Below are 25,772 nucleotides of genomic sequence, written 5' to 3' on the forward strand. Positions count from 1 at the left end.
AAGATCGCAGCCTGCGGCAGCTCCTACATGGAAACGCATATTCCTGTGTAGGAGCTGCCGCAGGCTGCGATCTTGTGATCTTGCTTAGGCTTGTTCCTTGTAAGCTTTCAACGCCTTGAGCCGTTCGCGCTTGATTGCCTCACCCAGCTCCGGCCCCTTGAATCCCTGCTCCAGCAACGGCTGAACCGCCACGCTACGCGCCGCCGTCGCCGCCCCGCGCAGGTAATCGGCCTGTGGATAACTTCTCTGCTCCAGCCCCTTCCGCCCTCGCGCATCCATCTCACAAGCCGCGATGAATTCCTCGAACCGCTGCGGCCGACGGTAAACGTCGAAGCTCTGCAGTAGCTCCAGCAAGGTCGATGGTTTCAGTTCCAGTGCGCGATGACCGTGGGTGTGGTACTCGCCGACCAGCAACGCAAGCTCCTGGCAATCCCTCGGTGCCTTGAAGCGTTCGTTGACCGCTTTGATCAACTTCAGTCCCTTGGACTCATGGGCAATGTGACGCGGCCACTGCTCCTCTGGCGTCAGCCCCTTACCCAGGTCATGCAGCAGGCAGGCCCAGCGTACGGTGAGCGTTTGTTTGTGTAGTGCCGCTTGCTGCAGCACGCTCAGGGTGTGGGCGCCGGTGTCGATTTCCGGGTGGTGGGCTGCCGGTTGGGGGACGCCGAACAGTGCGTCGACTTCCGGCATCAGCACTTCGAGCGCGCCACACGCGCGCAATACCTCGATAAACACCTGTGGCTGATTTTCCATCAGGGCGCGGGAGATTTCTTTCCAGCTGCGCTCAGCCGTCAGTGCCTGGAGTTCGCCTGACTCACTGAGCTGGCGCATCAGATCGAGGGTTTCGGGAGCGACAGTGAAGCCGAGTTCGGCGTAGCGTGCGGCGAAGCGAGCAACGCGCAAGACCCTGAGCGGATCTTCGGCAAACGCGGGGGAAACGTGGCGCAGTACACGGGCCTCGAGATCGCGCTGGCCGTGGTAGGGGTCGGTCAGGTTCTGCTGATCGTCTTCGGCCATCGCGTTGATCGTCAGGTCGCGGCGTATCAGGTCTTCTTCGAGGGTCACGTCGGGGCTGGCGTGGAACGTGAACCCGCCATAACCGCGTCCGCTTTTGCGTTCGGTGCGGGCGAGGGCATATTCCTCGCCGGTTTTCGGATGAAGAAACACCGGAAAGTCAGCGCCTACAGGCCGATAACCCTTGGCGAGCATCTCTTCAGTGGTCGCGCCGACCACGACCCGGTCGATATCGGTGACAGCTATGCCGAGCAGGCGATCGCGTACCGCACCGCCAACTTTATAAATCTGCATGAAAAACCTCCGTTAGCTCGACAGGATAACCCTTGCGTCGAGCGTTCGGAGGCATAAACGGCATCACAAATGGATGACAGCCAGGTCCAGCCGGCCGTAATCGCCTTCGGCGTGTTCGCCCCTCGGTGGCACATGGTGGGTTTTCATGATCTGGTCACCCTGCAGGGTTTCCAGGTGAATATCAAAGCCCCAGAGGCGATGCAGGTGCTTGAGCACTTCCTCGGTGGACTCTCCCAGCGGTTTACGGTCGTGTTGCTGGTGGCGCAGGGTCAGGGAGCGGTCGCCGCGTCTGTCGATGCTGTAGATCTGCACGTTGGGTTCGCGATTGCCCAGGTTGTATTGGGCCGCCAAGGTTTCACGGATGATGCGATAACCGCCTTCATCGTGAATGGCCGGTACCAGGAGATCGTCTTTCTGGTCGTCATCGAGAATGCTGAACAGCTTGAGGTCGCGGATCACTTTGGGTGAAAGGTACTGCAGGATGAAACTCTCATCCTTGAAGCTGCTCATGGCGAACTTGATGGCTGCCAGCCAGTCGGTGCCGGCAATGTCCGGGAACCAGCGGTAATCCTCCTCCGTAGGTTCTTCGCACATGCGCCGGATGTCGCGGTACATGGCAAAGCCCAGGGCGTAGGGGTTGATACCACTGTAATAGGGGCTGTCGAAGCCAGGCTGGAAGACCACGCTGGTATGGGACGTCAGGAACTCCATCATGAAACCGTCGGTCACCAGGCCTTCGTCGTACAGGTCGTTCATCAGGGTGTAGTGCCAGAATGTGGCCCAGCCTTCGTTCATGACCTGGGTCTGGCGCTGTGGATAAAAATACTGGGCGATCTTGCGTACGATCCGCACGATTTCCCGCTGCCAGGGCTCCAGCAGCGGCGCATGTTTTTCGATGAAGTACAGGATGTTCTCCTGCGGTTCGGCGGGGAAGCGCGCGTTGTCCTTGTCGCTGTACTTGTCTGCGCCTTTGGGAATGGTGCGCCACAGATCGTTGATCTGCTTCTGCAGGTGTTCTTCCCGGTCCTTTTGCCGGCGTCGTTCTTCCTCGGCGGAAATAGGGTAGGGACGTTTGTAGCGATCAACACCGTAGTTCATCAATGCGTGGCAGGAGTCGAGCAAGTCTTCGACCGCATCGATGCCATGGCGCTCTTCGCACTGCATGATGTACTGCTTGGCGAACACCAGGTAATCGATGATCGAGCTGGCATCGGTCCAGGTGCGGAACAGGTAATTGCCCTTGAAGAAGCTGTTGTGCCCGTAGCACGCATGCGCCACCACCAGCGCCTGCATGCAGATGGTGTTTTCCTCCATGAGGTAGGCGATGCACGGGTCGGAGTTGATCACGATTTCGTAGGCCAGCCCCATCTGGCCGCGTGTGTAGGACTTTTCGGTGCTGAGAAAATGTTTGCCGTAGGACCAGTGGTGATACCCCAGCGGCATACCGACGGAGGCGTAGGCGTCCATCATCTGTTCAGCGGTGATCACTTCGATCTGGTTAGGGTACGTATCGAGCGCGTAGCGAGCTGCAATACGACTGATTTCACGGTCGTAGGCCTGGATCAGCTCGAACGTCCATTCCGATCCGGTGGATATGGGTTGGCGCTTCTGCTCTTTGGCGGTCATGTCACTAACCTGCGCTGGAAGAGTTCACGGAAGACCGGATAGATATCCCCGGCCGAGACCAGTTGTTGCTGGGCAAAAGTGTCGGAAAAGGCTTCAGCGATGCGCTCGTACTCGAACCACAGGGCCTGATGTTCCCGTGGGGTGATCTCAACGTAAGTGTAGTACTGCACGAATGGCATGATCTGGTTGATCAGGATGTCGCGGCAAATAGGCGAATCGTCGTTCCAGTTGTCGCCGTCGGAGGCCTGGGCAGCGTAGATGTTCCACTCGTTGGCCGGATAGCGCTCGGCCATGATTTCCTGCATCAACTTCAAGGCGCTGGACACGATGGTGCCGCCGGTTTCTCGGGAGTAGAAGAACTCCTCCTCGTCCACTTCGCGGGCACTGGTGTGGTGGCGGATGAACACCACGTCGATCTTGTCGTAGTTACGCTTGAGAAACAGGTACAGCAGGATGAAGAAGCGCTTGGCGATGTCCTTGGTCGCCTGGGTCATCGAACCGGAAACGTCCATGAGGCAGAACATCACCGCCTTCGAGCTGGGGTTGGGTTGTTTGATCAGCAGGTTGTACTTGAGGTCGAAGGTGTCGAGAAAGGGTACGCGGTGAATACGCGCGCTGAGTTTTTCGATTTCTGCCTCAAGTTCCTGGATATCGCCGAAGTTGTCCGGTTCTTCCTGCTTGAGTCGCAGCAGTTCCTCTTTGGCTTCGCGCAGTTTCGCCCGGCTGCTGCCGGACAGGGCGATTCGCCGTGCGTGGGCTGAGCGCAGGGTGCGGATGATGTTGATCCGCGAGGGGTTGCCCTCGTTGCTGATCCCCGCGCGCACGGTCTTGAAGGTGTCGGTGCCGGTCAGGTTGCGCTTGACCAGGTTCGGCAGTTCAAGGTCTTCGAACATGAACTCGAGGAATTCTTCCTGGGTGATCTGGAAGACGAACTCGTCCATCCCTTCGCCCGAGTTGCCGGCCTTGCCAGGTCCTCTGCCGCCGCCACCCCCAGGTGGCCGGGCAATGTGTTCGCCGCTGGTGAATTCCTTGTTGCCCGGGTGCACGACGGTCTGTTTGCCGCCGCGTCCGTGGTGAAGCACCGGTTCGTCGATGTCGCGCCCCGGGATGCTGATTTGCTCGCCGTGTTCCATATCGGTAATGGAACGCCGGCTGACCGCCTCTTCGACAGCCTTTTTGATGTGATCACGGTAACGCCGCAGAAACCGCTGGCGGTTCACCGTGCTCTTGTTCTTGCCATTGAGACGTCGGTCGATCACATAGCTCATAGGCCCTCCGGGGAGCTTCGAGTCATAAGCTTCAAGCTGCAAGACAGAAGCTTCAGAAACAAGCGGCGCGCGACATATGGCCACATTTACGCCAACAACGCGTTTTCGGTGGGGCGGTGTCGCGTGCCGCTTGCAGCTCCCTTACTGGGACTTTCTGACCCTCAGGTACCACTCGGACAGCAGCCGTACCTGTTTGTCTGTGTAACCGCGCTCGACCATTCGAGTGACGAAGTCGTTGTGTTTCTGCTGGTCCTCTTTGCTGGCCTTGGCGTTGAAGCTGATGACTGGCAGGAGGTCCTCGGTGTTGGAGAACATTTTCTTCTCGATGACCACCCGCAGTTTTTCGTAGCTGAGCCAGGTCGGATTCTTGCCGTTGTTGTTGGCACGGGCGCGCAGCACAAAGTTGACGATTTCGTTGCGGAAATCCTTCGGATTGCTGATGCCGGCCGGTTTTTCGATTTTCTCCAGTTCTTCGTTCAGCGCAACACGGTTGAGGATTTCGCCGGTTTCCGGGTCGCGATACTCCTGATCCTGGATCCAGAAGTCTGCGTACAGCACGTAACGATCGAAGATGTTCTGTCCGTACTCGCTGTAGGACTCGAGGTAGGCGGTCTGGATCTCCTTGCCGATGAATTCGATGTAACGCGGTGCCAGGTACTCCTTGAGGAAGCGCAGGTAGCGTTCACGGGTTTCGGCCTGGAACTGTTCCTGCTCGATCTGTTGCTCGAGCACGTACAGCAGGTGCACCGGGTTGGCGGCGATTTCGTGAGGATCGAAGTTGAAGACCTTGGACAGGATCTTGAACGCGAAGCGGGTCGACAGGCCGTTCATGCCTTCGTCGACACCGGCGTTGTCGCGATACTCCTGGATCGACTTGGCCTTCGGATCGGTGTCCTTGAGGTTTTCGCCGTCGTACACCCGCATCTTGGAGTAGATGTTGGAGTTTTCCGGTTCCTTCAGACGTGAAAGCACAGTGAACTGGGCAAGCATTTTCAAAGTGTCGGGCGCGCAATGGGCTTTGGCCAGCGAGCTGTTGAACAGCAACTTGTCGTAGATCTTCACCTCGTCACTGACCCGCAGGCAGTACGGCACTTTGACGATGTAGATCCGGTCGATGAACGCCTCGTTGTTCTTGTTGTTGCGGAAGGTGTGCCATTCCGATTCGTTGGAGTGGGCCAGCAGGATCCCGGTGAACGGAATCGCCCCGAGACCTTCGGTACTGTTGTAGTTGCCTTCCTGGGTCGCGGTCAGCAATGGGTGCAGCACCTTGATCGGCGCCTTGAACATTTCGACGAATTCCATCAGGCCCTGGTTGGCCCGGCACAGTGCGCCCGAATAGCTGTAGGCATCGGCGTCGTTCTGTGGGAATTCTTCCAGTTTGCGGATATCGACCTTGCCCACCAGTGCCGAGATGTCCTGGTTGTTTTCATCGCCCGGCTCGGTTTTGGCCACGGCGATCTGGTTGAGGATCGACGGGTAGAGTTTGACCACGCGGAACTGGCTGATGTCGCCGCCGAATTCGGCCAGGCGTTTGGTGGCCCATGGCGACATGATGGTGTTGAGGTAGCGTCGCGGGATGCCGAAATCTTCCTCGAGGATCGCGCCATCTTCAGTGGCGTTGAACAGACCCAGGGGCGATTCGAATACCGGCGAGCCCTTGATCGCGTAGAAGGGCACTCTTTCCATCAGTTGCTTGAGTTTTTCGGCCAGGGACGATTTACCACCGCCAACGGGGCCGAGCAGATAAAGGATCTGTTTCTTCTCTTCCAGGCCTTGGGCGGCATGGCGGAAATACGACACGATCTGGTCGATGCATTCTTCCATCCCGTGGAAGTCTTCAAAGGCCGGATAGCGGCGGATCACCTTGTTGGAGAAGATTCGCGACAGCCTCGAGTTGGTCGAGGTGTCGAGGAGTTCCGGTTCGCCGATGGCCAGCAACAGACGCTCGGCGGCGGAAACGTAGGCGCTACGGTCCTTTTTGCACAACTCCAGATACTCTTGCAGCGAGAGTTCTTCCTGGCGTGTGGACTCGAAACGTTGTTGGAAGTGGCTAAAGATACTCATGACGTCACCTCGCTCGATACGTGGAGCCGACGCCGGATCACTCAGTCGATGCTGGCAGCAACCGAACAGGCAGTCGCTGTTTACCCCCCAGAACTCTTTCGGAGCTGACTACCCCGAAAGCTACTCCCGATGACCCGTGCGCCGGTGTACCGGCTCTCCCCTGTTTTGGATGGCCTGCGCTTAAGGATAGTTGGGAATTCGGGAGGTAAAGGCGAGATACGTAATTAGTTGTGGCTGACCGTTCGTCTGCCACCGCGCAAGCCCGCGGTGGCTGGGGCTTGCACATGACAAAAAAATTATTCGCTGGTGCCTTGCGCCGTTTCCGTAGGGTAAGTCGTACGCCACAGCTCAAAACCGCCATCCATGCTGTAGACGTCGGAGAAACCCTGGCTGATCAGGTAGGCGGCGGCGCCCTGGCTGGAGTTGCCGTGATAGCAGACCACCACGGTTGGCGCGTCCAGGTCGGCGCCCTGGATGAAGGCGTGCAGGGAGTGGTTGTCCAGGTGCTTCGAGCCGCTGATGTGCAAGGCGGCAAAGGTTGCAGGATCGCGAACGTCGACCACCACTGCGCCTTGTTCGCGCAGGGCCTGGGCCTGTTCCGGGGGGATACGTTTGAATTCGCTCATGGCGGGCTCCTGTGGCTCGGCTGAAAGCGCAGTCTAGCGCGGGGCGCTGGCTGACGATGGTTCGGAAATCTGTGGAGCGACTGGCGGCGCGGCGGCATGGCCATGTTCGTCGCATTTGCAGGACAGGCGTTCGCCCGTGTCGACATTCATCAGGGTCAGGGCACCGCCCCAGACGCAGCCGGTGTCGAGGGCCGAGATGTTCGGCTCCTGGACCTTGCCTTCCAGCGCTGCCCAGTGGCCGAAGATGATCTTCAGGTCCCTGGTCTTGCGCTCCTTGTGCTGGAACCACGGTTTGTAGCCTGCCGGTGCCGTGTCGAGGCCTTCCTTGCTCTTGAGGTCAAGCTTGCCCTCGGCCGTACAAAAGCGCATGCGCGTGAAATAGTTGGTAATCACCCGCAGGCGCGTCACGCCCTTGAGGTCGCTGTCCCATTTCGCCGGATCGTTCCCGTACATGCCATCGAGGTAGGGTGGCAACAGGTTGTCGTCGCGCAGGGCGGTCTCGACTTCGGCAGCGTATTTCAGCGCTTTGCGCAGCGACCATTGGGGTGGAATGCCGGCATGCACCATCGCAACGTTGCGCTGTTCGTCGTAGTGCATGAGTTTTTGCTGGCGCAGCCATTCCATCAACTCGGCGCTGTCCGGGGCTTCGATAATCTCGCGGAGGGTGTCGGCTTTCTTCAGGCGCTCGATGTTCTTCCCGGCCGCCAGCAAGTGCAGGTCATGGTTACCGAGCACGCACACCAGCGATTCGCGGATGCTATAGAGGAAGCGCAAGGTTTCCAGCGACTGCGGGCCGCGGTTGACCAGGTCGCCCACCAGCCACAGGCGATCGCTTGCCGGGTCGAAGGCGACCTTCTTGAGCAGGCATTGCAATGCGTCGAGGCAGCCTTGCAGGTCGCCAACGGCATAGGTTGCCATCAGTGCAAGGCTCCGGGCACCGCCAGGCGGAACGGGGCGATGATGGCATCGAAATGTTTGCCGTCATCGGCGCGCATCTCGTAGGTACCCTGCATGGTACCGACCTTGGATGTCATGACGGTGCCGCTGCTGTAGGTATGGCTTTCGCCCGGCTCGATCAGCGGTTGCTGGCCAACCACGCCCGCACCGCGAACTTCCTCGACATGCCCGTCGCCATCGGTGATGACCCAATGCCGAGACAACAGTTTGGCCGCTAGCGAGCCGTTATTTTGCACGGTGATGGTATACGCGAAGGCAAAACGCTCTTGCTCGGGTTGCGACTGTTCTGCCAGATAGCGGGTGACGACGCTGACGTCGACCTGATAACGAGGATCGGACATGCAAAGGGCCTTAAAAACGAAGCGGAACGCGGGGCATGACTGATGATCAGTCTAGGCCAGGTATCGGATAGTAAACCAGACATAAACGCTGGTGTCCTACCCGATAACGCTTCAGGTCTGTCAGACGTCCGCGGCTTTCTGTAGGACTTGTTCGCTTAGCTTATCGGCAAGGCGTACGAAGGCCGCCAGATCGAGCTGTTCGGGCCGCAAGCTGCCATCGACGCCAGCGGCTTCGATTTCGGCGTTGCTCAGCAACAGCTTGAGTGTGTTGCGCAGGGTTTTGCGGCGCTGGTTGAATGCCTCGCGCACGACACGCTCCAGCAAACGGTGATCCTTGGCCGGGTGCGGCAGCACCGCGTGGGGCACCAGGCGCACGATGGCCGAGTCGACTTTGGGTGGCGGATTGAACGCACCAGGCCCTACGTTGAACAGGTGTTCGACCCGGCAGTGGTACTGGACCATGATCGACAGCCGGCCCCAGTCACCGCCACCAGGCCCTGCCGCCAGGCGCTCGACCACTTCCTTTTGCAGCATGAAGTGCATGTCGCGAATCAGGTGCGCGTTGTGCAGCAGGTGGAAAATCAGCGGCGTGGAGATGTTGTAGGGCAGGTTACCGACCACGCGCAGGCTGCCAGGTGCGGCATTCAGGCTAGTGAAATCGAACTTCAACGCATCACCCTGATGCAGGTTGAAGTTGCTCTTGCCGGCGAATTGCTGGTTGAGGATCGGGATCAGGTCCTTGTCCAGTTCCACCACGTCGAGCTGGGCGCCGCTGCTGAGCAGGCCTTGGGTCAATGCGCCCTGGCCAGGGCCGATTTCCAGGAGACGGTCTTCGGCCTTGGCATGAATGGAGCGCAGGATGCGGTCGATAACGCCAGCATCGTGCAGGAAGTTCTGGCCAAAGCGCTTGCGCGCCTTGTGTTGGTATTGCTCGGTCATAAACGGGTCTCGGCCATCTGGTAGGCGGTTTCCAGGGCGACTTGCAGGCTGCCGGTGTCGATCTTGCCGCTGCCGGCCAGGTCCAGGGCGGTGCCGTGGTCGACCGATGTGCGGATGATCGGCAAGCCGAGGGTCACATTGACTGCTGCGCCGAAGCCTTTGTATTTCAGCACAGGCAGGCCCTGGTCGTGGTACATCGCCAGCACTGCATCGCAGTGCTCCAGATATTTGGGGGTAAACAGAGTGTCGGCGGGCAAGGGGCCGCGCAGGTCCATGCCTTCGCCGCGCAAGCGCTCTAACGTGGGTTCGATGATATCGATTTCTTCATGGCCCAGATGTCCGCCTTCACCGGCATGGGGGTTGAGCCCGCACACCAGGATGCGTGGCTGGGCAATGCCGAATTTTTGTTGCAGGTCGGTGTGCAGGATTCGCGTGACCCGCTCCAGCCGCTCAGGTGTGATCGCATCGGCAATCTCGCGCAGAGGCAGGTGAGTAGTGACCAGCGCCACGCGCAGCCCGCGAGTGGCGAGCATCATCACCACTTGCGCGGTATGGGTCAGGTCAGCGAGGAATTCCGTGTGCCCGGAAAAGGCGATACCGGATTCATTGATCACGCCTTTGTGCACCGGGGCGGTGATCATGCCGGCAAAATGCCCATCCAGGCAGCCTTGGCCCGCTCGGGTCAGGGTTTCCAGGACGAAAGCGGCGTTGGCCTTGTCCAGTTGCCCGGCGACGACCTTGGCGTTGAGCGGTGTATCCCAGACATACAGGCTGTTGGCGGGAGCGGGAGCATCCGGCCAGTTGTCCGGCGTGACGGGCAGCACATCGACAGCCACACCCAGCTGCGCGGCCCGCTCAAGGAGCAGGTCGCGGCTGGTGATGGCAATCAGGGGGTGTGGCTGGGCGTGCGAGGCGAGCAGCAGGCACAGGTCGGGACCTATGCCGGCTGGTTCGCCGGGTGTCAGCGCGAAACGTTGGGGTTTCACTGCGCTGCCTGGTCGGCGCCAGGGAGTTTGATTTCCACGTACGCTTCGTCACGGATCTGACGCAGCCAGGTTTGCAGCTCTTCATCGTATTTGCGGTTACGCAGTACGGTCATCGCTTGTTGCTCGCGAGCCTGGTTGGTGCTGTCTGTGGCGCGACGGCCAAGGACTTCCAGGACGTGCCAGCCGTATTGAGTCTGGAACGGCTTGGACAGCTGACCTTGCGGGGTCTTGGCCATCACTTCGCGGAACTCTGGAACCAATACGCTCGGGTCGATCCAGTTCAAGTCGCCGCCATTGAGCGCGGAACCCGGATCTTCCGAGTAGCTTTTCGCCAGTTCGCCGAAGTCTTCACCCGATTCGATGCGGCTGTATAGCGATTCGGCCAAGGCCTTGGTTTTAGCTTCGTCACGGATAGGACTTGGTTTGACCAGGATGTGGCGGACATGCACTTCGTCGCGTACCTGGGCTTCACCACCACGCTTGCCGGTGATCTTCAGGATGATGAAGCCACCTGGCGTGCGCATTGGCTGAGTGATGTCGCCAACCGCCATGGTGCTCAGCAGCTGATCGAACGGAGGTGGCAACTGTGCGGCTTTACGCCAGCCCATGTCGCCGCCTTCCAGTGCGGTTTCGCTGGCGGATTTGGCGAGGGCCAATTGAGCGAAGTCAGCGCCTTGCTTGAGCTGCTGGTACACCGCGTCAGCCTGTTTGGCTGCAGCCTGAATGGCCTCGGAATTGGCGCTTTCCGGCGTGGCAATCATGATGTTGGACAGGCGGAACTCTTGGGACAGCTGCATTTTGCCCAGGTCTGAAGCGAGGAAGTTCTTCACTTCCTGCTCGGACACCTGGATTCGCTCGGCCACCCGGCGCTGGCGCACACGGCTGATGACCATTTCACGGCGGATCTGGTCACGCGCGTCATCGTAGGACAGACCGTCATGAGTCAGGGCAGCGCGGAATTGCTCGATCGACATGTTATTGCGCTGGGCAATGGTGCCGACAGCCTGGTTCAGTTCTTCATCGGTAATACGGATGCCGGAACGTTCGCCGATCTGCAGTTGCAGGTTCTCGACGATCAGGCGCTCAAGCACCTGTTGCTCCAGTACGCTGGCCGGTGGCACAGCGGAGCCGCGCTTGGCGATGGTTTGCTGGACTTCGTGGACCCGTTGGTCCAGTTGGCTCTGCATGACCACGTCGTTGTCGACAATGGCCACCACTTTATCGATGGACTGTACCGCGGCGTTGGCCGCGGTACCCAGGAACAGCGCGCCCAGCAAAAGCGGGCGCAGACAATCAGAAAGCTTGGTCTTCACGTTCACGATAACCTTGGATGCCTTTGTCGAGGAAACTCTCTACTTTGGAGCCAGTGAGGCCGCCGAGTCCCTTCAGAACAATTTGGAGGAAGACGCCATGGTCGCCTTTTTCGTTTTCCGGAGCGTCTTGACTGGTTTCGTCATAATCGACCCAGTAACGGTTGATCAGGCGCAGTTTCCAGCAGCAGTTGTCGTACTCGAAGCCACCAAAGGCTTCCAGGGTACGGTTGCGGTTGTAGTCGTACTGCCAGCGGCTGATGACGTTCCATTGCGGCACGACCGGCCAGATCACCGAGAAGTCGTGCTGTTCGATCTTGTAGTAGTCCTTCACGTAGCCAGGAGTGCCCGGGGTGCCATAGTCACCACCGCCGACCTGCCATGTACCGGAGTTCTGGTCGTAACGAACCTGGTCATTGCGGTAGCGATAGCCGGCGTTGATGACCTTGTTCGGGTTGTCTTCAGGCTGGTAGTGGAACATCGCGCTGCCCGAACGAGGGCTGCGGCTGTCCGGGTCCCAGTTGTAATCGGCAGTGGTGCGCCAGTCGCGGTTCCAGCGGTATTCGTACTCCAGCGCATAAGGAGAAACGTCAGAGTGCGCGTCTTCGCGGGTTTTTGCATCGATACCCGGCAATTGGACTTCGCGATCCTTGAAGTATAAAGCCTGGCCGACGCTGATGCGTTGGCGCTCGAAGCCGTTTTCTTCGATCCAGCGACTGGTCACGCCCAGGGACAGTTTGTTCTCGTCGCCGACACGGTCAGAGCCAGAGAAGCGGTTGTCGCGGAAGAGCGACCCATAGCTGAAGGTGTATTCGCTGGTGTCGAATACCGGAATGTCTTCCTGGTCCTTCTCGGGTACGTACAGGTAGAACAGGCGTGGCTCAAGGGTCTGGTTATAGTCTTTGCCGAACCAGTTGGTCTTGCGATCGAAGTACAGGCCACTGTCGATGCTGGCGATTGGCACGCCACGGTTCTGGTTGCTGTCGAACGTGCCGTTTAGGCGGTCCTGTTCTGCAGTCTGCGCGGCAACCTGGCTTTTGCCGATGCTGTCGAGATCCAGTTGGTATTGCGTGTACTGGTACTTGAGTTTTGGCGTGAGGAAGCCATAGCTTGCCTCCATCGGATAGCTGACCGCTGGCGCAAGGTTGAGGCGATCGCCATTGGCGCGGGCCAGACCCTGAACGTTGGTGTCGAGGCGCGGCTCTACGTTGCCATCTTCATCGGTGAAGTTGCCGTTCTTCAAGTCCCGGTCAAACCGTACGAGCTCGGTGTCATAGGTGAAATTCAGTCCGCCTGGACGATCCGGCAGCGCACCGTTGAAGGTGATCTGTGGCAAGCGGTCGTACGGCGTGATGTTCGACACGGTCGCCAGTTGATAAGCCTGGGCATTCACGCGAGCGGTGTAGCTGTCGCCACGGTAGCTGACGACACCTTGCTGGTTCACGTAGTCGGCGCTTTTCACACCGATCTGGTCAGTCTGCAGATCCTGGAAGTAATAAGGATCGCTGATCTTGGTGTAGTCGACTTCTGTCAGCACACGCGAATCAAGACCACCCTTGTGCTGCCAGTTGTACATGTAGCGGGTTTTTTCGTAATCGGTCTGCAGCTTGCGATCGTCGTTCTCGTCGTTGAGGTACGCGGCGCCGAACTGACCTTCGCTGGACTTGGTCAGGTAGCGGAATTCGCCTTCCATCAACAGGCCGCGATCGCTCATGTAACGCGGGTACAACGTGGCATCGTAGTTCGGTGCCAGGTTGAAGTAATACGGCGTGACCAGCAGGAAGCCGGTATCGGTGCCTGTGCCGATGGTCGGCGGCAGGAAGCCGGATTGACGACGGTCGTCGATCGGGAAGTAGATATACGGCGTGTACAGGACCGGAATGTCCTTGACCCGCAGTGTCACGTTGGTCGCGGTACCGAAGCCGGTGGCCGGGTTCAGGGTGATGTTGTTGCCCTTGAGCTGCCAGGCGTTGCTGTTCGGCTCGCACGTGGTGTACGTACCATCCTTGAGGCGGATGATCGCGTTCTCGGCACGCTTGGCGTACAGCGCGTTACCGCGGATACGCGATTTGTGCATCACGTATTCGGCGTTGTCGACCTTGGCTTCACCGGTATCGAGTTGCACATCCGCGTGGTCGCCCACGATCAGTGCGCCGTTGTCGCGAATGCGCACGTTGCCGCTTAGCTCACCACGGCTCTCGGCCTGGTAAAGGTTGGCTTCGTCGGCCTCGACCTGCATGCTGCCCTGGCGCATGACCACGTCACCGGCCAGGGTGGCGACTTGCTCATCCTGCTTGTAGCGGGAGGCTTTGGCGCCGATAAAGGTTGGGGCGTCACTTTTATTCGTCTTGTCATTCATGCCAGGACGAGTCGGTTCGATATAGGAACCAGAGCAATAAGGACCGGTTTCGGCCAATTGTGCTGCAGTGAGCTGCTCGCGCGGAACCCAGTCGAGGTGGCTGTAGTCTGCGCTACGCGACTTCAGGCCACGGCCTTTGGATTCGGTGACCAGTGCGGGTTTGGCCCCCGTGTCTTCGCTGGTACCCGTTTCGGCGGGTGTCTCGCCGGTGGCGCTGACTGCGCTGCCGTCGTGGACCGGACGAGGTGGCAATGCAGCCGCCGGCGATTTTGGCGCACAACTCCAGGCTCCCGAAGCGGAGGCCGAGCAGTCATACTGTTCCGCGGCGACCACGAAAGGGGTGGCCAAGGGTTGCAGAGCCAGCAAACTGCCGGTCATCAACAACGGAAATTTTTTACGAAACGCGGGGGATTTCAATGCCATCTTAATAGTCCGGGCTTCCTGCGTGCCATCTGCCCGCGGTGTGGGCCGCACGCCTCTCGATGGTCTGAAAAAGATGCTGGATAATAAAGCATGACCCGCTTGACGGCTAGCGCCGTCGGAGACCCTTGCAATGCCTGACCAAGATCTACGTTTGCAACACCTGAAAGTTTGGCTCGATGAACAGCTGGCAATCCTTTTTGCGCAACAGGGATGGGGTGCCGTCCCCCCGGCCACGTTGACTGCGGCCAGCAGCGACGCGAGTTTTCGGCGCTATTTCCGTTGGGAAGGCGCAGGCAGAAGCTTGATCGTGATGGATGCGCCACCGCCCCAGGAAAACTGCAAGCCTTTCGTGGATATCGCTTTTCTGCTGGCGAAATCCGGAATAAATGTGCCGAAAATCTACGCCGAAGACCTTGAACGCGGATTTCTTTTGCTCAATGACCTGGGCACGAAGACGTACCTGGATGTGATCGACAGCGAAAACGCCGACGATTTGTTCAAGGATGCCCTGCAAGCGCTCCTGGCGTTCCAGCAGTTGCCGATGGTTGCGCCATTGCCGAGTTACGACGTGGCGTTGTTGCGCCGCGAGCTGGAGTTGTTCCCCGAGTGGTACGTCAAGCATGAGTTGGGCATCGAGTTCGATGCGGCGCAGCAAGTGCTCTGGCAGCAGGTCAGCGATCTGTTGATCGACAGTGCATTGGCCCAGCCGAAAGTCCTGGTGCACCGCGACTACATGCCGCGCAACCTGATGCTCAGCGAACCCAATCCCGGTGTGCTGGACTTTCAGGACGCCGTCTACGGTCCTGTCACCTACGACGTGACCTGCCTGTTCAAGGATGCCTTCCTCAGTTGGCCCGAGGAGCGCGTGCGCGGCTGGCTGGAAAATTACTGGCAGCAAGCGGCTGCGCTGGATATTCCGGTGCAGCCTGACTTTGAAGACTTTTTGCGCGCCAGCGACCTGATGGGGGTGCAGCGTCACCTGAAAGTGATCGGTATCTTCGCGCGCATTTGCCACCGGGATGGCAAGCCGCGTTACCTGGCTGATGTGCCACGCTTCTTTGCTTATATAGATTCAGTGATCGCGCGGCGTCCTGAGCTGGCTGAACTGGATGTTCTGCTTGCCAGCCTGCGTGCTGGAGTGCCGGCATGAAGGCAATGATTCTGGCGGCGGGCAAGGGCGAGCGCATGCGTCCCTTGACCCTGACCACGCCCAAGCCGCTGGTTCGCGCAGGTGGCGTGCCGCTGATCGAGTACCACCTGCGAGCGTTGGCCGCTGCCGGGTTTACCGAGATTGTGATCAATCATGCCTGGCTCGGCCAGCAGATCGAAGACTATCTCGGCGATGGATCGCGCTACGGTGTCAGCATTCGCTACTCGGCCGAAGGCGAACCCCTGGAAACCGGTGGCGGAATCTTCCGTGCGTTGCCGTTGTTGGGTGACGAGGCTTTCCTTGTCGTCAACGGGGATATCTGGACCGACTATGACTTCAGCGTGCTGCATCAACCCATCGCCGGGCTGGCGCACCTGGTGCTGGCCGACAACCCACCCCATCACCTCGCCGGCGACTTCAGCCTGACCGGTGACCAGGTCCGGGACGGTCAGCCGGACGCCGCCACCCTGACCTACAGCGGTATCGCCGTGCTGCATCCACAGCTGTTCGATGGCTGCTCGGCAGGGGCGTTCAAGCTTGCGCCATTGTTGCGCAAGGCCATGGCTGAAGGGCAAGTGACCGGCGAACGTCTGAAAGGTCTTTGGGTCGATGTCGGCACCCACGAGCGCCTGGCGGAAGCTGAATCCCTGATCGAAGCGAGCCGCTGACATGCTGTGGCCAGGGACTCTGATCGGAGCCGGAGCGGGCTTTGCCATCGCCAGTATTCCCGGGGCCATGCTTGGGGCCTTGATGGGGCAGGTGCTGGACAGGCACCTGGCCCTGCAAAGTTGGGCGCATCTGCGCGAAAAGCTCGGGGGGCGACCGGTCCTGCGCAACGACGAGTTGCTGTTTGTATTACTGGGGCGCCTGGCCAAGTGTGATGGAAGGGTAGTGGAGGGGCATATCCAGCAGGCCCGCGCGGAGATGCGTGCCCTGGAAATGTCCGAATCGGCACAGCGACGGGCGATTGCCGCGTTCAATAGGGGCAAGGCGGGCAGTGACCGGTTGCGGGGTCATCTGCTCCGGCTGAGGTCTCAGCCTTTTGCCGCAGAAGGGGTCTTGCGCGCTTGCTGGCGGATGGTTTGGGCCGATGGTCATGCCGGTACCCGGGAGCGTGAACTGCTCTTCCAGTGGGGCAGTTGGCTGGGGTGGAGCGCGCCACAGGTCAAGGGGCTGGCAACCGATTACGAGCCGCAGCATCGACCGCCGGTCAGCAGTGTCATTACAAGCTATCAGGACGCCTTGCGGTTGTTGGGGGTGTCCGCGACCAGTGAGCCCGCCCAGATCAAGCGTGCCTATCGACGCCTGCTCAGTCGCCATCACCCGGACAAGATTGCCGGCAGTGGTGCAACCGCGTCGCAGGTTCGCGAGGCCACCGACAAGACGCGCGAGCTGCACAATGCCTATACGTTGATTCGTCAGCGGCGGGATTTTCGCTAGCAGCGACCCGGTCAATCAGTCCGCCGCATTTTGCGGATTCAACCAGCCCCGCACCCGGCGCACCAATTGCTCCTGTTGTGCCTTGTTATTGCCCGGCAAAGCCTTGAGCGAGACCTGGCTGAAGGCCGAAGTCTTCACGCGCTTGCTAGCCTGCAAGCGAGCCAGCGCCGCGTTGCGATCCAGCGGCTTGTCCATATAGAAGAGGTCGACGGTGGGCAGCTTTAGGGTTGGCGCGAGTTCGTCCAGTTCTGGTGTCACTTTGACCGGCGTCTGCGCGGCGACCATGGCGAAGCGCTCGACTTGCGCCGTCTGCTTCTCGCTCAGATACCGCGCGGCCCAATAGGCGCCCGTGCCATGCCCCAGCAAGACGATGCTGCGGGCGCTTTGCTGTTCGGCAAAAGCGATGGCCGCGTCGATTCGGGCGAAGATTCGCTCGGCGTCAGCCTTGCTTTGCTCGTCGGCGGTTTCGGCGACGGCCTTGTCCGCCACCTCGGCTTCGCCGCCCGCCGCCTGTTCAATCGGGGCCGCGGTGGTCGAGTCTTTGCTGCCGACGTCCGGGGCCTTGGGGGCTGGAGCGGCTTCCATCACGCGTGGCGCAATGGCATCACTTTGCAAATCTGGCAGGGTGATACTCAGGCTGCTCCATTGCGCATCCGGCAATTGGCGACGCAGCGGACCGATTGCTTGCGGCCAGTCAACGGTTTCGCCTGCGCCAGGGATGATAATCACCGCGCCTTTGGGGTCAGCGGCGTTGGCCGGTTTCCACAGGGCCAGGAACGTATCGCTGCCCGCTTGCAGTTGTTGCTGTTCTTGAAGCGGAATTTTTCGCTCGAGTGCAGCGGCTTCTTCCTGACTACGCTCAGGCAATGGTTGGCGTTCGAGTGGTTTTTCTTCGGCGGGTTTTGCCTCTGCGGCAGCTGCCGCGGAAAAAGCCCATGGCAGGATCAGCGACAGGCACAATGCTGGCAGTGCCAGGCGGTAGACAGGGAGCATCGGATATTCCAGGCCAGAAGTTATCCCGGCAGCCTAATGGGTTGGTCAGTATTTGTCAGTGTGTGAGAGATCGATGATGCTTTTTCGCTGCCTGTGGGTTATCGGCTGTTTGTGGTTGCCCTTGATGGGCTGGGCGGCCGCCGCGCCACCGGCGCATGTCGCGCCGTTGTCGGCAGGCCAGCAGCAATGGCTGGCGCAGCAGGGCGATCTGCGGGTGGGGTTGGTGTTGCAAGCGCCCTACGCCCAGTACGACCGCCGCTTGCAGCGCTTGTCCGGAGTCAATGTCGAGCTGATGAAGTGGCTCGCCAAGTCGCTCAAGGTGGAACTGAGCTGGCGCAACTTTCCTGACCTGGAGCAACTGGAAGCGGCCGCCCGCGCAGGCGAAATCGACATCGCCCCGGGGTTGACCCAGACCCCGGGCGGTCTGCGCCTCTGGCAGTTTTCCGATCCGTACATGCGGGTGCCGCAACTGGTGGTCAGCGACCAGAAAAGCACCGGTGCGGTGGAACTGGAGAAACTCGACAGCCAAACCCGCGTCGCCGTACGCATGCCCAGTGCCACCGCCGATTACCTGCGCGGCAACTACCCGCATTTGAACCTGCAGGGGGTGCCGGTCGAACGCCAGGCGTTGCAGCTGTTGCTGAGCCAGCAAGCGGCCTACGCGGTGGTCGACGAGGCGCAATTGGGGCGCCTGTCCGTCGAGCCGGAGTTCGCCGGGTTGGTGGTGGTCGGGGATATCGGCTTGCCACAGCTGCTGCGGGTGGCCACGCGGCGCGACCTGCCAGAGTTGGCCGGTATTGTCGAAAGCGCGCTGCGGGCGATCCCGGCCAAGGATCTGGAGGCGCTGCACAGCCAATGGCTGCAACCCAAGTATCCTCGGCTCAGCGAATCCCCGGGGTTCTGGCAAAACCTCTGCCTGCTGATGCTGGTAGTGGCGCTCAGCGCCATGGCCATCGTGTTCTGGCAACGGCGCCAGCAGCACAGCCTGGAGCAACGCCTGGCGGCGGCGCAGGCTGACATTGCCCTGCGCGCCGCCAGCGAAGAAGCCCTGCGACTCACGCAGTTTTCCATCGACCAGAGTACCGTCGGCATTCTGTGGGTGAACTGGGACAGTCACGTGCGCTACGCCAACCGCGCCGCCGAAACCATGCTGGGCTATCCGCCTGGTGGGATCATCGAGCGGCCATTGATCGACTTCGAGCCCGGCCTGCACATGGATCGCTGGTTGAACCTGTGGAAGCGCGCCAGGGCCAGCGACGACGCGCCGCAAAGTTTCGAAACCCATTGCCTGAGGGCCGATGGCAGCGTGCTGCCGGCCGATGTCTCGTTGAGCTTCCTGCGCTTTCGCGATGGCGAGTACCTGGTGGTCTACCTGACCGATGTCACCGAAAGGCGTCGCGCCTTGGCGGCGCTGCAGGAAAGTGAAGCGCGCTTGCAAGGGATCGCGGCGAATGTGCCTGGCCTGGTCTTTCGCCTGGAGCGGGCGCCGGTGACGGGCCAGATCGACTTTGCCTACATCAGTGAAGGCAGCGAGAGCCTGGTGGGTTACTCGCCGGCCACCCTGGCCCATCGTGACAAAGGCCTGCGCAGCCTGGTGCATCCGGACGACAAGGCGAGCTATCACCAGACCCAGGATCATGCGCTGGACACCGACAGCGACTGGTCCTGGCAAGGGCGAATCCTGACGCGACAGGGCGAGCAGCGTTGGGCTGAAATCAAGGCGATCACCCGGCAACTCGAGGATGGCGCCTACGTCTGGGATGGGATTGTCTGGGACATCAGCGAGAGCAAGCGCATCGAGCTGGAACTGGCCAGCTCCCGTGGGCAATTGCGGGAATTGTCCGCGCACCTGGAGAGCGTGCGCGAAGAGGAAAAGGCCCGTATTGCCCGGGAAGTCCACGACGAACTGGGCCAGATGTTGACGGTGCTCAAGCTGGAAACGTCCATGTGCGAGCTGGCTTATGCACAACTCGATCCCGGGTTGAACAAGCGGTTGAACAGCATGAAGCGTTTGATCGCCCAACTTTTCCAGCTGGTACGCGATGTAGCGACGGCTTTGCGACCGCCGATTCTGGACGCCGGGATTGCTTCGGCCATCGAGTGGCAGGCACGTCGCTTCGAGGCGCGCACGCAGATTCCGTGTCTGGTACAGGTGCCGGAAAACTTGCCGGTGCTCAGTGATGCCAAGGCCATCGGCCTGTTTCGTATCCTTCAGGAGGCCTTGACCAATGTCATGCGTCACGCCCAGGCGCATACTGTCGAACTGACTTTGGCGATTGAGGGTGACGACCTGTGCCTGACCGTCAGCGATGATGGCGTAGGATTTGTCGCCTCGAGCGGCAGGCCGACATCCTTTGGGGTGGTGGGCATGCGCGAGCGGGTGTTGATCATGGGCGGGCAGCTGTCCCTTGAGAGTGAGCCGGGTGAGGGCACGACCCTGATCGTGCGAGTACCCCTGGATGAGGAGAGGTAAGTGATCCGTGTACTGGTAGCCGAAGACCACACCATCGTGCGTGAAGGCATCAAGCAATTGATCGGCCTGGCCAAGGACTTGCTTGTGGTGGGGGAGGCGAGCAATGGCGAACAGTTGCTCGAGACCTTGCGGCACGTGCCCTGCGAAGTGGTGCTGCTGGATATCTCCATGCCGGGGATCAACGGCCTCGAGGCAATTCCGCGGATTCGTGCCTTGAACAATCCGCCGGTGATCCTGGTGTTGTCGATGCACGACGAGGCGCAGATGGCCGCGCGGGCCTTGAAGGTTGGTGCGGCGGGCTATGCCACCAAGGACAGTGATCCGGCCCTGTTGCTGACAGCCATCCGCCGGGTAGCCGCTGGAGGGCGCTACATCGACCCGGACCTGGCCGACCGGATGGTCTTCGAAGTCGGCCTGACCGACTCGCGGCCGTTGCACTCATTGCTCTCGGAACGTGAGTTTTCCGTGTTCGAACGCCTGGCCCAGGGCGCCAACGTCAACGACATCGCCCAGCAACTGGCATTGAGCAGCAAAACCATCAGCACCCACAAGGCGCGGTTGATGCAGAAACTCAACATCACCTCACTGGCGGAGCTGGTGAAATACGCGATGGAACACAAACTTCTCTGAAAACACCGACCCCCCTGTGGGAGCGGGCTTGCTCGCGAAAGAGGTGTATCAGGTCCAGATATATCGACTGACGCACCGCTTTCGCGAGCAAGCCCGCTCCCACAGGTTCGGTTGTGGCATATCCATTTGCGACATACCGGACAAGCTGCTTTTGCTCTGACTTGCGGCTTGTAGCTGAAAGCTTGCCGCTGCCTCTACCCAAACGCGCCATCCTTGTAGGGCAATCCCTACCCCCAGTCTTCCATATGGCTGAGGCGATTCTCTCTTGCCCCCCGATTTGCGTGGTCCCCAGCGTCCACTAGGCTTAGTCCACAGCAGTCATCAACAACAAGGGTGTGGGTATGAGCCAGGTCGATTCAAGCGCAGGGGCCAATGATGTTCTGGTCAGCTTTCGTGGAGTGCAGAAGAGCTACGATGGCGAGAACCTGATCGTCAAGGACCTCAACCTGGACATTCGCAAAGGCGAATTCCTGACCTTGCTCGGGCCCTCCGGCTCCGGCAAGACCACCAGCCTGATGATGCTCGCCGGTTTCGAAACACCGACCGCGGGCGAAATCCTGCTGGCTGGTCGCGCCATCAACAACGTGCCACCGCACAAGCGTGACATCGGCATGGTGTTCCAGAACTACGCGTTGTTCCCGCACATGACGGTGGCCGAGAACCTGGCGTTCCCGCTGACCGTGCGCGGGCTGAATAAAAGCGACGTCAGCGACAAAGTCAAAAAAGTCCTGAGCATGGTGCAGCTCGATACGTTCGCCCAGCGTTACCCGGCGCAATTGTCCGGTGGTCAGCAGCAGCGCGTGGCACTGGCCCGCGCTCTGGTGTTCGAACCGCAGCTGGTGCTGATGGACGAACCCCTCGGCGCCCTCGATAAGCAACTGCGCGAACACATGCAGATGGAAATCAAGCACCTGCACCAGCGTCTGGGCGTGACCGTGGTCTACGTGACCCACGACCAGGGCGAAGCGCTGACCATGTCCGACCGGGTGGCGGTGTTCCATCAAGGCGAAATCCAGCAGATCGCTCCGCCGCGCACCCTTTATGAAGAGCCGAAAAACACCTTCGTCGCCAACTTCATCGGCGAAAACAACCGCCTCAATGGCCGCCTGCACAGCCAGACCGGCGATCGTTGCATCGTCGAGTTGAGTCGCGGTGAAAAGGTCGAAGCCCTGGCCGTCAATGTCGGCCAGACCGGCGAACCCGTCACCTTGTCCATTCGCCCGGAACGCGTGAGCCTCAATGGCTCCAGTGAGTCGTGCGTCAACCGCTTCTCGGGAAGGGTGGCGGAATTCATCTATCTGGGCGACCACGTCCGGGTTCGCCTGGAAGTCTGTGGCAAGACCGACTTCTTCGTGAAACAACCGATTGCCGAGCTGGATCCTGCGCTCGCGGTCGGCGATGTGGTACCGCTTGGCTGGCAGGTCGAACACGTTCGCGCGCTCGATCCACTTCTAGAGGCGCATTGATCGCCCCGGCTTCAACAACACCAACCCTGCACGTGGAGAGAACAATAAATGTTGAGATCCCTGAAATTCACCGCTCTGGCACTGGGCATGATGGGGGCAGCCAGCGCGATGGCGGCTGGCCCGGACCTGACCGTGGTGTCCTTTGGCGGGGCGAACAAGGCCGCGCAGGTCAAAGCCTTCTACGCACCGTGGGAAGCGGCAGGCAACGGCAAGATCGTGGCGGGCGAGTACAACGGCGAAATGGCCAAGGTAAAAGCCATGGTCGACACCAAGAGCGTGTCCTGGGACCTGGTGGAAGTGGAGTCGCCGGAACTGTCCCGCGGTTGCGACGAAGACATGTTCGAACAACTCGACCCGGCACTGTTCGGCAAGAACGAAGACTATGTCAAAGGCGCTATCCAGCCGTGTGGCGTGGGTTTCTTCGTGTGGTCGACCGTGTTGGCCTACAACGCCGACAAGCTGAAAACCGCACCAACCAGTTGGGTGGATTTCTGGGACACCAAGCAGTTCCCGGGCAAGCGTGGCCTGCGTAAAGGCGCGAAGTACACCTTGGAATTCGCGCTGATGGCCGACGGCGTTGCGCCGAAAGACGTCTACAAGGTATTGGCCAGCAAGGATGGTCAGGACCGCGCGTTCAAAAAGCTTGATGAACTCAAGCCAAGCATCCAGTGGTGGGAAGCCGGTGCACAACCACCGCAGTACCTCGCTTCTGGTGACGTGGTCATGAGCTCGGCCTACAACGGTCGCATCGCTGCCGTGCAGAAAGAAAGCAACCTGAAAGTGGTGTGGAACGGCGGCATCTACGACTTCGACGCATGGGCCATTCCAAAAGGCCTGGACGCCAAGCGTGCCGAAGCTGCGAAGAAATTCATCGCCTTCTCGGTGCAGCCGCAGCAGCAAAAGACCTACTCGGAAAACATCGCATACGGCCCGGCCAACACCCAGGCTGTTCCGTTGCTGGCCAAGGATGTCCTGAAGGACATGCCGACCACCCCGGAAAACATCGCCAACCAGGTGCAGATCGACGTCAGCTTCTGGGCTGACAACGGCGAGCAACTGGAACAGCGCTTCAATTCCTGGGCTGCCAAATAACGTGCGATTAAACCTGTAGGAGCTGGCTTGCCAGCGATCCGGGCGGCACGGTGTATCTGCCAGACCCCGTTATCGTTCATCGCTGGCAAGCCAGGCTCCTACAGGTGATCAGTTGTTATCAAGAACAGAGGTGGACTCACATTCAAAGAGTGCCACCTCTGTAACGATCAAAGATTTCCGGAGTACGCCATGGCTATCGCCGTTCCCGTGAACGCGGGCACTGACCCCACCTTGAAGCAGCGGCTCAAGCATGCCGAGCGGGTCAACCGCTGGAAGGCCCAGGCGTTGATCGCGCCGCTGGTGCTGTTCCTGTTGCTGGTGTTCCTGGTGCCAATCGTGGCGCTGCTCTACAAAAGCGTGGGTAACCCGGAAGTGGTCGGCGGCATGCCGCGCACCGTGGCAGCCATTGCCAGCTGGGACGGCCGCGGCCTGCCTGCGGAACCTGTGTACAAGGCGGCCAGCGAAGACCTCGCCGAAGCGCGCAAGAATCAGACCCTGGGCGATTTGTCCAAACGCTTGAACATGGAGTTGGCCGGCTACCGCAGCCTGCTGACCAAGACCGCCCGCGCCTTGCCGTTCGCCACTGAACCGGCCTCTTATAAAGAAGCGCTGGAAGGACTCGACGAGCGCTGGGGTGACCCGGCCTACTGGCAAGCCGTACGCCGCAACACCAGCAGCATCACCCCGTACTATTTGCTGGCCGCCGTCGACCACCGCATCGACGACCTCGGCGAAATCGCCCCGGCCACTCCGGACCAGGCGATCTACCTCGACATCTTCGCCCGCACCTTCTGGATGGGCCTGGTCATCACCGTGATCTGCCTGGTCCTTGCCTATCCACTGGCTTACCTGCTGGCGAACTTGCCGTCGCGCCAGAGCAACCTGCTGATGATTCTGGTGTTGCTGCCGTTCTGGACCTCGATCCTGGTGCGTGTCGCGGCGTGGATCGTGTTGCTGCAATCGGGTGGCCTGATCAACAGCGGCCTGATGGCCATGGGCATCATCGATAAGCCGATCGAGCTGGTGTTCAACCGGGTCGGTGTCTACATCTCCATGGTGCACATCCTGCTGCCGTTCATGATCCTGCCGATCTACAGCGTGATGAAAGGCATTTCGCCGACCTACATGCGCGCCGCGATTTCCCTCGGCTGCCATCCGTTCGCCAGTTTCTGGCGGGTGTACTTCCCGCAAACCTATGCCGGTGTCGGCGCCGGTTGCCTGTTGGTGTTCATCCTCGCCATCGGCTACTACATCACCCCGGCGTTGCTGGGCAGCCCGAACGATCAGATGGTCAGCTACTTCGTCGCCTTCTACACCAACACCAGCATCAACTGGGGCATGGCGACCGCACTCGGCGGGCTGCTGTTGCTCGCGACGGTCGTGCTTTATCTGATTTACAGCTGGCTGGTGGGCGCCAGTCGCCTGCGCCTGAGCTAAGGGGAGAATGAAATGCTGAGTCCTTATATGTCCCCCATTGAGCGGGTGTGGTTCTACAGCTTGCGGATACTCTGCGGCTTGATCCTGTTGTTCCTGATCCTGCCGGTGCTGGTGATCATCCCGCTGTCGTTCAACTCCGGCAGTTTCCTGGTGTACCCGCTGCAAGGCTTCTCGCTGCAGTGGTACCACGACTTTTTCGCCTCGGCGGAATGGATGCGCGCCCTGAAGAACAGCATCATCGTCGCCCCGGCGGCCACGGTGCTGGCGATGGTGTTTGGTACGCTGGCGGCCATTGGCCTGACCCGTGGCGACTTCCCCGGCAAACCGCTGGTGATGGCGCTGGTGATTTCGCCGATGGTGGTGCCAGTGGTGATCATCGGTGTGGCCAGCTATCTGTTCTTTGCGCCGTTGGGTCTGGGCAACAGCTTCTTCTCGCTGATCGTGGTGCATGCGGTATTGGGTGTGCCGTTCGTGATCATCACGGTGTCGGCAACCTTGCAGGGTTTCAACCAGAACCTGGTGCGCGCCGCTGCCAGCCTCGGTGCTTCGCCACTCACGGCGTTCCGTCGGGTGACCTTGCCGTTGATCGCACCCGGGGTGATTTCCGGTGCGTTGTTCGCCTTCGCCACTTCGTTCGATGAAGTAGTAGTAACGCTGTTCCTCGCCGGCCCCGAGCAAGCGACCTTGCCACGGCAGATGTTCAGCGGCATCCGCGAAAACCTCAGCCCGACCATCGCCGCCGCCGCGACGCTGCTGATTGCGTTCTCGGTGATCCTGCTGCTGACCCTGGAATGGCTGCGTGGCCGCAGCGAGAAACTTCGTACCGCCCAGGCCTGAAGTCCAACCCGGTAACAATGTGGGAGCGGGCTTGCTCGCGAAAGCGT

Annotated in this window: 21 protein-coding genes; 9 read left to right on the plus strand and 12 right to left on the minus strand. The window is 60.2% G+C overall.

The annotated features are described in order from the left end of the window. Positions 1-84: 84 nt before the first annotated feature. The 11 genes from SOP85_RS23995 to SOP85_RS24045 form a co-directional block, all read right to left on the minus strand. The gene (locus SOP85_RS23995; protein ID WP_323628429.1) at positions 85-1,308 is read right to left on the minus strand and encodes a multifunctional CCA addition/repair protein; all 1,224 of its coding nucleotides are present in this window, start codon (positions 1,306-1,308) and stop codon (positions 85-87) included. A 63-nt stretch (positions 1,309-1,371) separates the two neighbouring features. After that, positions 1,372-2,934, minus strand: coding sequence for a SpoVR family protein (locus tag SOP85_RS24000; protein ID WP_274077727.1), 1,563 nt, complete (start codon positions 2,932-2,934; stop codon positions 1,372-1,374). After that, complete coding sequence (locus SOP85_RS24005; protein WP_008061553.1) at positions 2,931-4,202, minus strand: YeaH/YhbH family protein; 1,272 nt, start codon at positions 4,200-4,202, stop codon at positions 2,931-2,933. Before SOP85_RS24005 ends, SOP85_RS24000 begins: the two co-directional genes overlap by 4 nt. A 141-nt stretch (positions 4,203-4,343) precedes the next feature. Further along, a complete protein-coding gene (locus SOP85_RS24010) occupies positions 4,344-6,266 on the minus strand; it encodes a PrkA family serine protein kinase (RefSeq protein WP_008061555.1) in 1,923 nt (640 codons plus the stop codon). 296 nt (positions 6,267-6,562) lie between these two features. Then, entirely contained in the window at positions 6,563-6,892 is a 330-nt protein-coding gene (glpE, locus tag SOP85_RS24015; protein WP_323628431.1) for a thiosulfate sulfurtransferase GlpE, read from the minus strand. Positions 6,893-6,925: 33 nt separating this feature from the next. Continuing rightward, a complete protein-coding gene (locus SOP85_RS24020; protein WP_274077725.1) occupies positions 6,926-7,810 on the minus strand; it encodes a symmetrical bis(5'-nucleosyl)-tetraphosphatase in 885 nt (294 codons plus the stop codon). Beyond that, positions 7,810-8,190, minus strand: a complete 381-nt coding sequence (apaG, locus tag SOP85_RS24025; RefSeq protein WP_274077724.1) for a Co2+/Mg2+ efflux protein ApaG — start codon at positions 8,188-8,190, stop codon at positions 7,810-7,812. The genes SOP85_RS24020 and apaG overlap by 1 nt, the downstream gene beginning before the upstream one ends. Positions 8,191-8,310: 120 nt before the next feature. After that, complete coding sequence (gene rsmA, locus SOP85_RS24030) at positions 8,311-9,129, minus strand: 16S rRNA (adenine(1518)-N(6)/adenine(1519)-N(6))-dimethyltransferase RsmA (RefSeq protein ID WP_274077723.1); 819 nt, start codon at positions 9,127-9,129, stop codon at positions 8,311-8,313. After that, positions 9,126-10,115: a 4-hydroxythreonine-4-phosphate dehydrogenase PdxA gene (gene pdxA / locus SOP85_RS24035; protein ID WP_323628432.1), complete on the minus strand. Its 990-nt coding sequence runs from the start codon at positions 10,113-10,115 to the stop codon at positions 9,126-9,128. The genes rsmA and pdxA overlap by 4 nt, the downstream gene beginning before the upstream one ends. Further along, the gene (gene surA / locus SOP85_RS24040; protein WP_274077721.1) at positions 10,112-11,434 is read right to left on the minus strand and encodes a peptidylprolyl isomerase SurA; all 1,323 of its coding nucleotides are present in this window, start codon (positions 11,432-11,434) and stop codon (positions 10,112-10,114) included. Before surA ends, pdxA begins: the two co-directional genes overlap by 4 nt. Beyond that, positions 11,409-14,207: an LPS-assembly protein LptD gene (locus SOP85_RS24045; RefSeq protein ID WP_274077720.1), complete on the minus strand. Its 2,799-nt coding sequence runs from the start codon at positions 14,205-14,207 to the stop codon at positions 11,409-11,411. The genes surA and SOP85_RS24045 overlap by 26 nt, the downstream gene beginning before the upstream one ends. 130 nt (positions 14,208-14,337) lie before the next feature. On the opposite strand from SOP85_RS24045, the gene SOP85_RS24050 reads away from it, so the two are divergent. Genes SOP85_RS24050 through SOP85_RS24060 form a run of 3 tightly spaced genes read left to right on the plus strand, consistent with a single transcriptional unit; the run spans position 14,338 to position 16,797 of the window. After that, a complete protein-coding gene (locus SOP85_RS24050; protein ID WP_323628434.1) occupies positions 14,338-15,357 on the plus strand; it encodes an aminoglycoside phosphotransferase family protein in 1,020 nt (339 codons plus the stop codon). Beyond that, positions 15,354-16,025 carry an N-acetylmuramate alpha-1-phosphate uridylyltransferase MurU gene (murU, locus tag SOP85_RS24055; protein ID WP_274077718.1) on the plus strand — a complete coding sequence of 224 codons (672 nt, stop codon included), beginning with the start codon at positions 15,354-15,356 and terminating at the stop codon, positions 16,023-16,025. The genes SOP85_RS24050 and murU overlap by 4 nt, the downstream gene beginning before the upstream one ends. A gap of 1 nt (position 16,026) precedes the next feature. Further along, positions 16,027-16,797 (plus strand): DnaJ domain-containing protein, encoded by a 771-nt coding sequence (locus SOP85_RS24060; protein WP_274077717.1) that lies wholly within the window; start codon positions 16,027-16,029, stop codon positions 16,795-16,797. Between the two features lie 15 nt (positions 16,798-16,812). Here the strand turns inward: SOP85_RS24060 and SOP85_RS24065 are convergent, their stop codons facing one another. Then, positions 16,813-17,790, minus strand: a complete 978-nt coding sequence (locus SOP85_RS24065; protein ID WP_323628435.1) for an alpha/beta hydrolase family protein — start codon at positions 17,788-17,790, stop codon at positions 16,813-16,815. 73 nt (positions 17,791-17,863) lie between these two features. On the opposite strand from SOP85_RS24065, the gene SOP85_RS24070 reads away from it, so the two are divergent. The 6 genes from SOP85_RS24070 to SOP85_RS24095 all read left to right on the plus strand — a co-directional run bounded on the left by SOP85_RS24070 (position 17,864) and on the right by SOP85_RS24095 (position 25,725). Further along, positions 17,864-20,263 carry a PAS domain-containing sensor histidine kinase gene (locus SOP85_RS24070; protein WP_323628437.1) on the plus strand — a complete coding sequence of 800 codons (2,400 nt, stop codon included), beginning with the start codon at positions 17,864-17,866 and terminating at the stop codon, positions 20,261-20,263. Next, positions 20,264-20,893 (plus strand): response regulator, encoded by a 630-nt coding sequence (locus SOP85_RS24075; RefSeq protein WP_274077714.1) that lies wholly within the window; start codon positions 20,264-20,266, stop codon positions 20,891-20,893. 341 nt (positions 20,894-21,234) lie between these two features. Beyond that, complete coding sequence (locus SOP85_RS24080; RefSeq protein WP_274077983.1) at positions 21,235-22,359, plus strand: ABC transporter ATP-binding protein; 1,125 nt, start codon at positions 21,235-21,237, stop codon at positions 22,357-22,359. A 48-nt stretch (positions 22,360-22,407) separates the two neighbouring features. Beyond that, on the plus strand, positions 22,408-23,451 hold the full coding sequence (locus tag SOP85_RS24085) for a polyamine ABC transporter substrate-binding protein (RefSeq protein WP_077184552.1): 1,044 nt from the start codon (positions 22,408-22,410) through the stop codon (positions 23,449-23,451). 189 nt (positions 23,452-23,640) lie between these two features. Next, positions 23,641-24,888 carry an ABC transporter permease gene (locus tag SOP85_RS24090; protein WP_274077985.1) on the plus strand — a complete coding sequence of 416 codons (1,248 nt, stop codon included), beginning with the start codon at positions 23,641-23,643 and terminating at the stop codon, positions 24,886-24,888. 12 nt (positions 24,889-24,900) lie between these two features. Further along, the gene (locus SOP85_RS24095; protein ID WP_323628439.1) at positions 24,901-25,725 is read left to right on the plus strand and encodes an ABC transporter permease; all 825 of its coding nucleotides are present in this window, start codon (positions 24,901-24,903) and stop codon (positions 25,723-25,725) included. Positions 25,726-25,772 lie beyond the last annotated feature (47 nt).

It is taken from the genome of Pseudomonas sp. YuFO20, assembly GCF_035064975.1.
Classification (GTDB): Bacteria; Pseudomonadota; Gammaproteobacteria; order Pseudomonadales; family Pseudomonadaceae; genus Aquipseudomonas; species Aquipseudomonas putida_AE.

Bases quoted from the DNA above. Each gene is read 5' to 3' on its own strand.
- SOP85_RS23995 (WP_323628429.1), bottom strand. From the start codon at position 1,308: ATGCAGATTTATAAAGTTGGCGGTGCGGTACGCGATCGCCTGCTCGGC.
- SOP85_RS24000 (WP_274077727.1), bottom strand. From the start codon at position 2,934: ATGACCGCCAAAGAGCAGAAGCGCCAACCCATATCCACCGGATCGGAA.
- SOP85_RS24005 (WP_008061553.1), bottom strand. From the start codon at position 4,202: ATGAGCTATGTGATCGACCGACGTCTCAATGGCAAGAACAAGAGCACG.
- SOP85_RS24010 (WP_008061555.1), bottom strand. From the start codon at position 6,266: ATGAGTATCTTTAGCCACTTCCAACAACGTTTCGAGTCCACACGCCAG.
- glpE (WP_323628431.1), bottom strand. From the start codon at position 6,892: ATGAGCGAATTCAAACGTATCCCCCCGGAACAGGCCCAGGCCCTGCGC.
- SOP85_RS24020 (WP_274077725.1), bottom strand. From the start codon at position 7,810: ATGGCAACCTATGCCGTTGGCGACCTGCAAGGCTGCCTCGACGCATTG.
- apaG (WP_274077724.1), bottom strand. From the start codon at position 8,190: ATGTCCGATCCTCGTTATCAGGTCGACGTCAGCGTCGTCACCCGCTAT.
- rsmA (WP_274077723.1), bottom strand. From the start codon at position 9,129: ATGACCGAGCAATACCAACACAAGGCGCGCAAGCGCTTTGGCCAGAAC.
- SOP85_RS24045 (WP_274077720.1), bottom strand. From the start codon at position 14,207: ATGGCATTGAAATCCCCCGCGTTTCGTAAAAAATTTCCGTTGTTGATG.
- SOP85_RS24050 (WP_323628434.1), top strand. From the start codon at position 14,338: ATGCCTGACCAAGATCTACGTTTGCAACACCTGAAAGTTTGGCTCGAT.
- murU (WP_274077718.1), top strand. From the start codon at position 15,354: ATGAAGGCAATGATTCTGGCGGCGGGCAAGGGCGAGCGCATGCGTCCC.
- SOP85_RS24060 (WP_274077717.1), top strand. From the start codon at position 16,027: ATGCTGTGGCCAGGGACTCTGATCGGAGCCGGAGCGGGCTTTGCCATC.
- SOP85_RS24065 (WP_323628435.1), bottom strand. From the start codon at position 17,790: ATGCTCCCTGTCTACCGCCTGGCACTGCCAGCATTGTGCCTGTCGCTG.
- SOP85_RS24070 (WP_323628437.1), top strand. From the start codon at position 17,864: ATGATGCTTTTTCGCTGCCTGTGGGTTATCGGCTGTTTGTGGTTGCCC.
- SOP85_RS24080 (WP_274077983.1), top strand. From the start codon at position 21,235: ATGAGCCAGGTCGATTCAAGCGCAGGGGCCAATGATGTTCTGGTCAGC.
- SOP85_RS24085 (WP_077184552.1), top strand. From the start codon at position 22,408: ATGTTGAGATCCCTGAAATTCACCGCTCTGGCACTGGGCATGATGGGG.
- SOP85_RS24090 (WP_274077985.1), top strand. From the start codon at position 23,641: ATGGCTATCGCCGTTCCCGTGAACGCGGGCACTGACCCCACCTTGAAG.
- SOP85_RS24095 (WP_323628439.1), top strand. From the start codon at position 24,901: ATGCTGAGTCCTTATATGTCCCCCATTGAGCGGGTGTGGTTCTACAGC.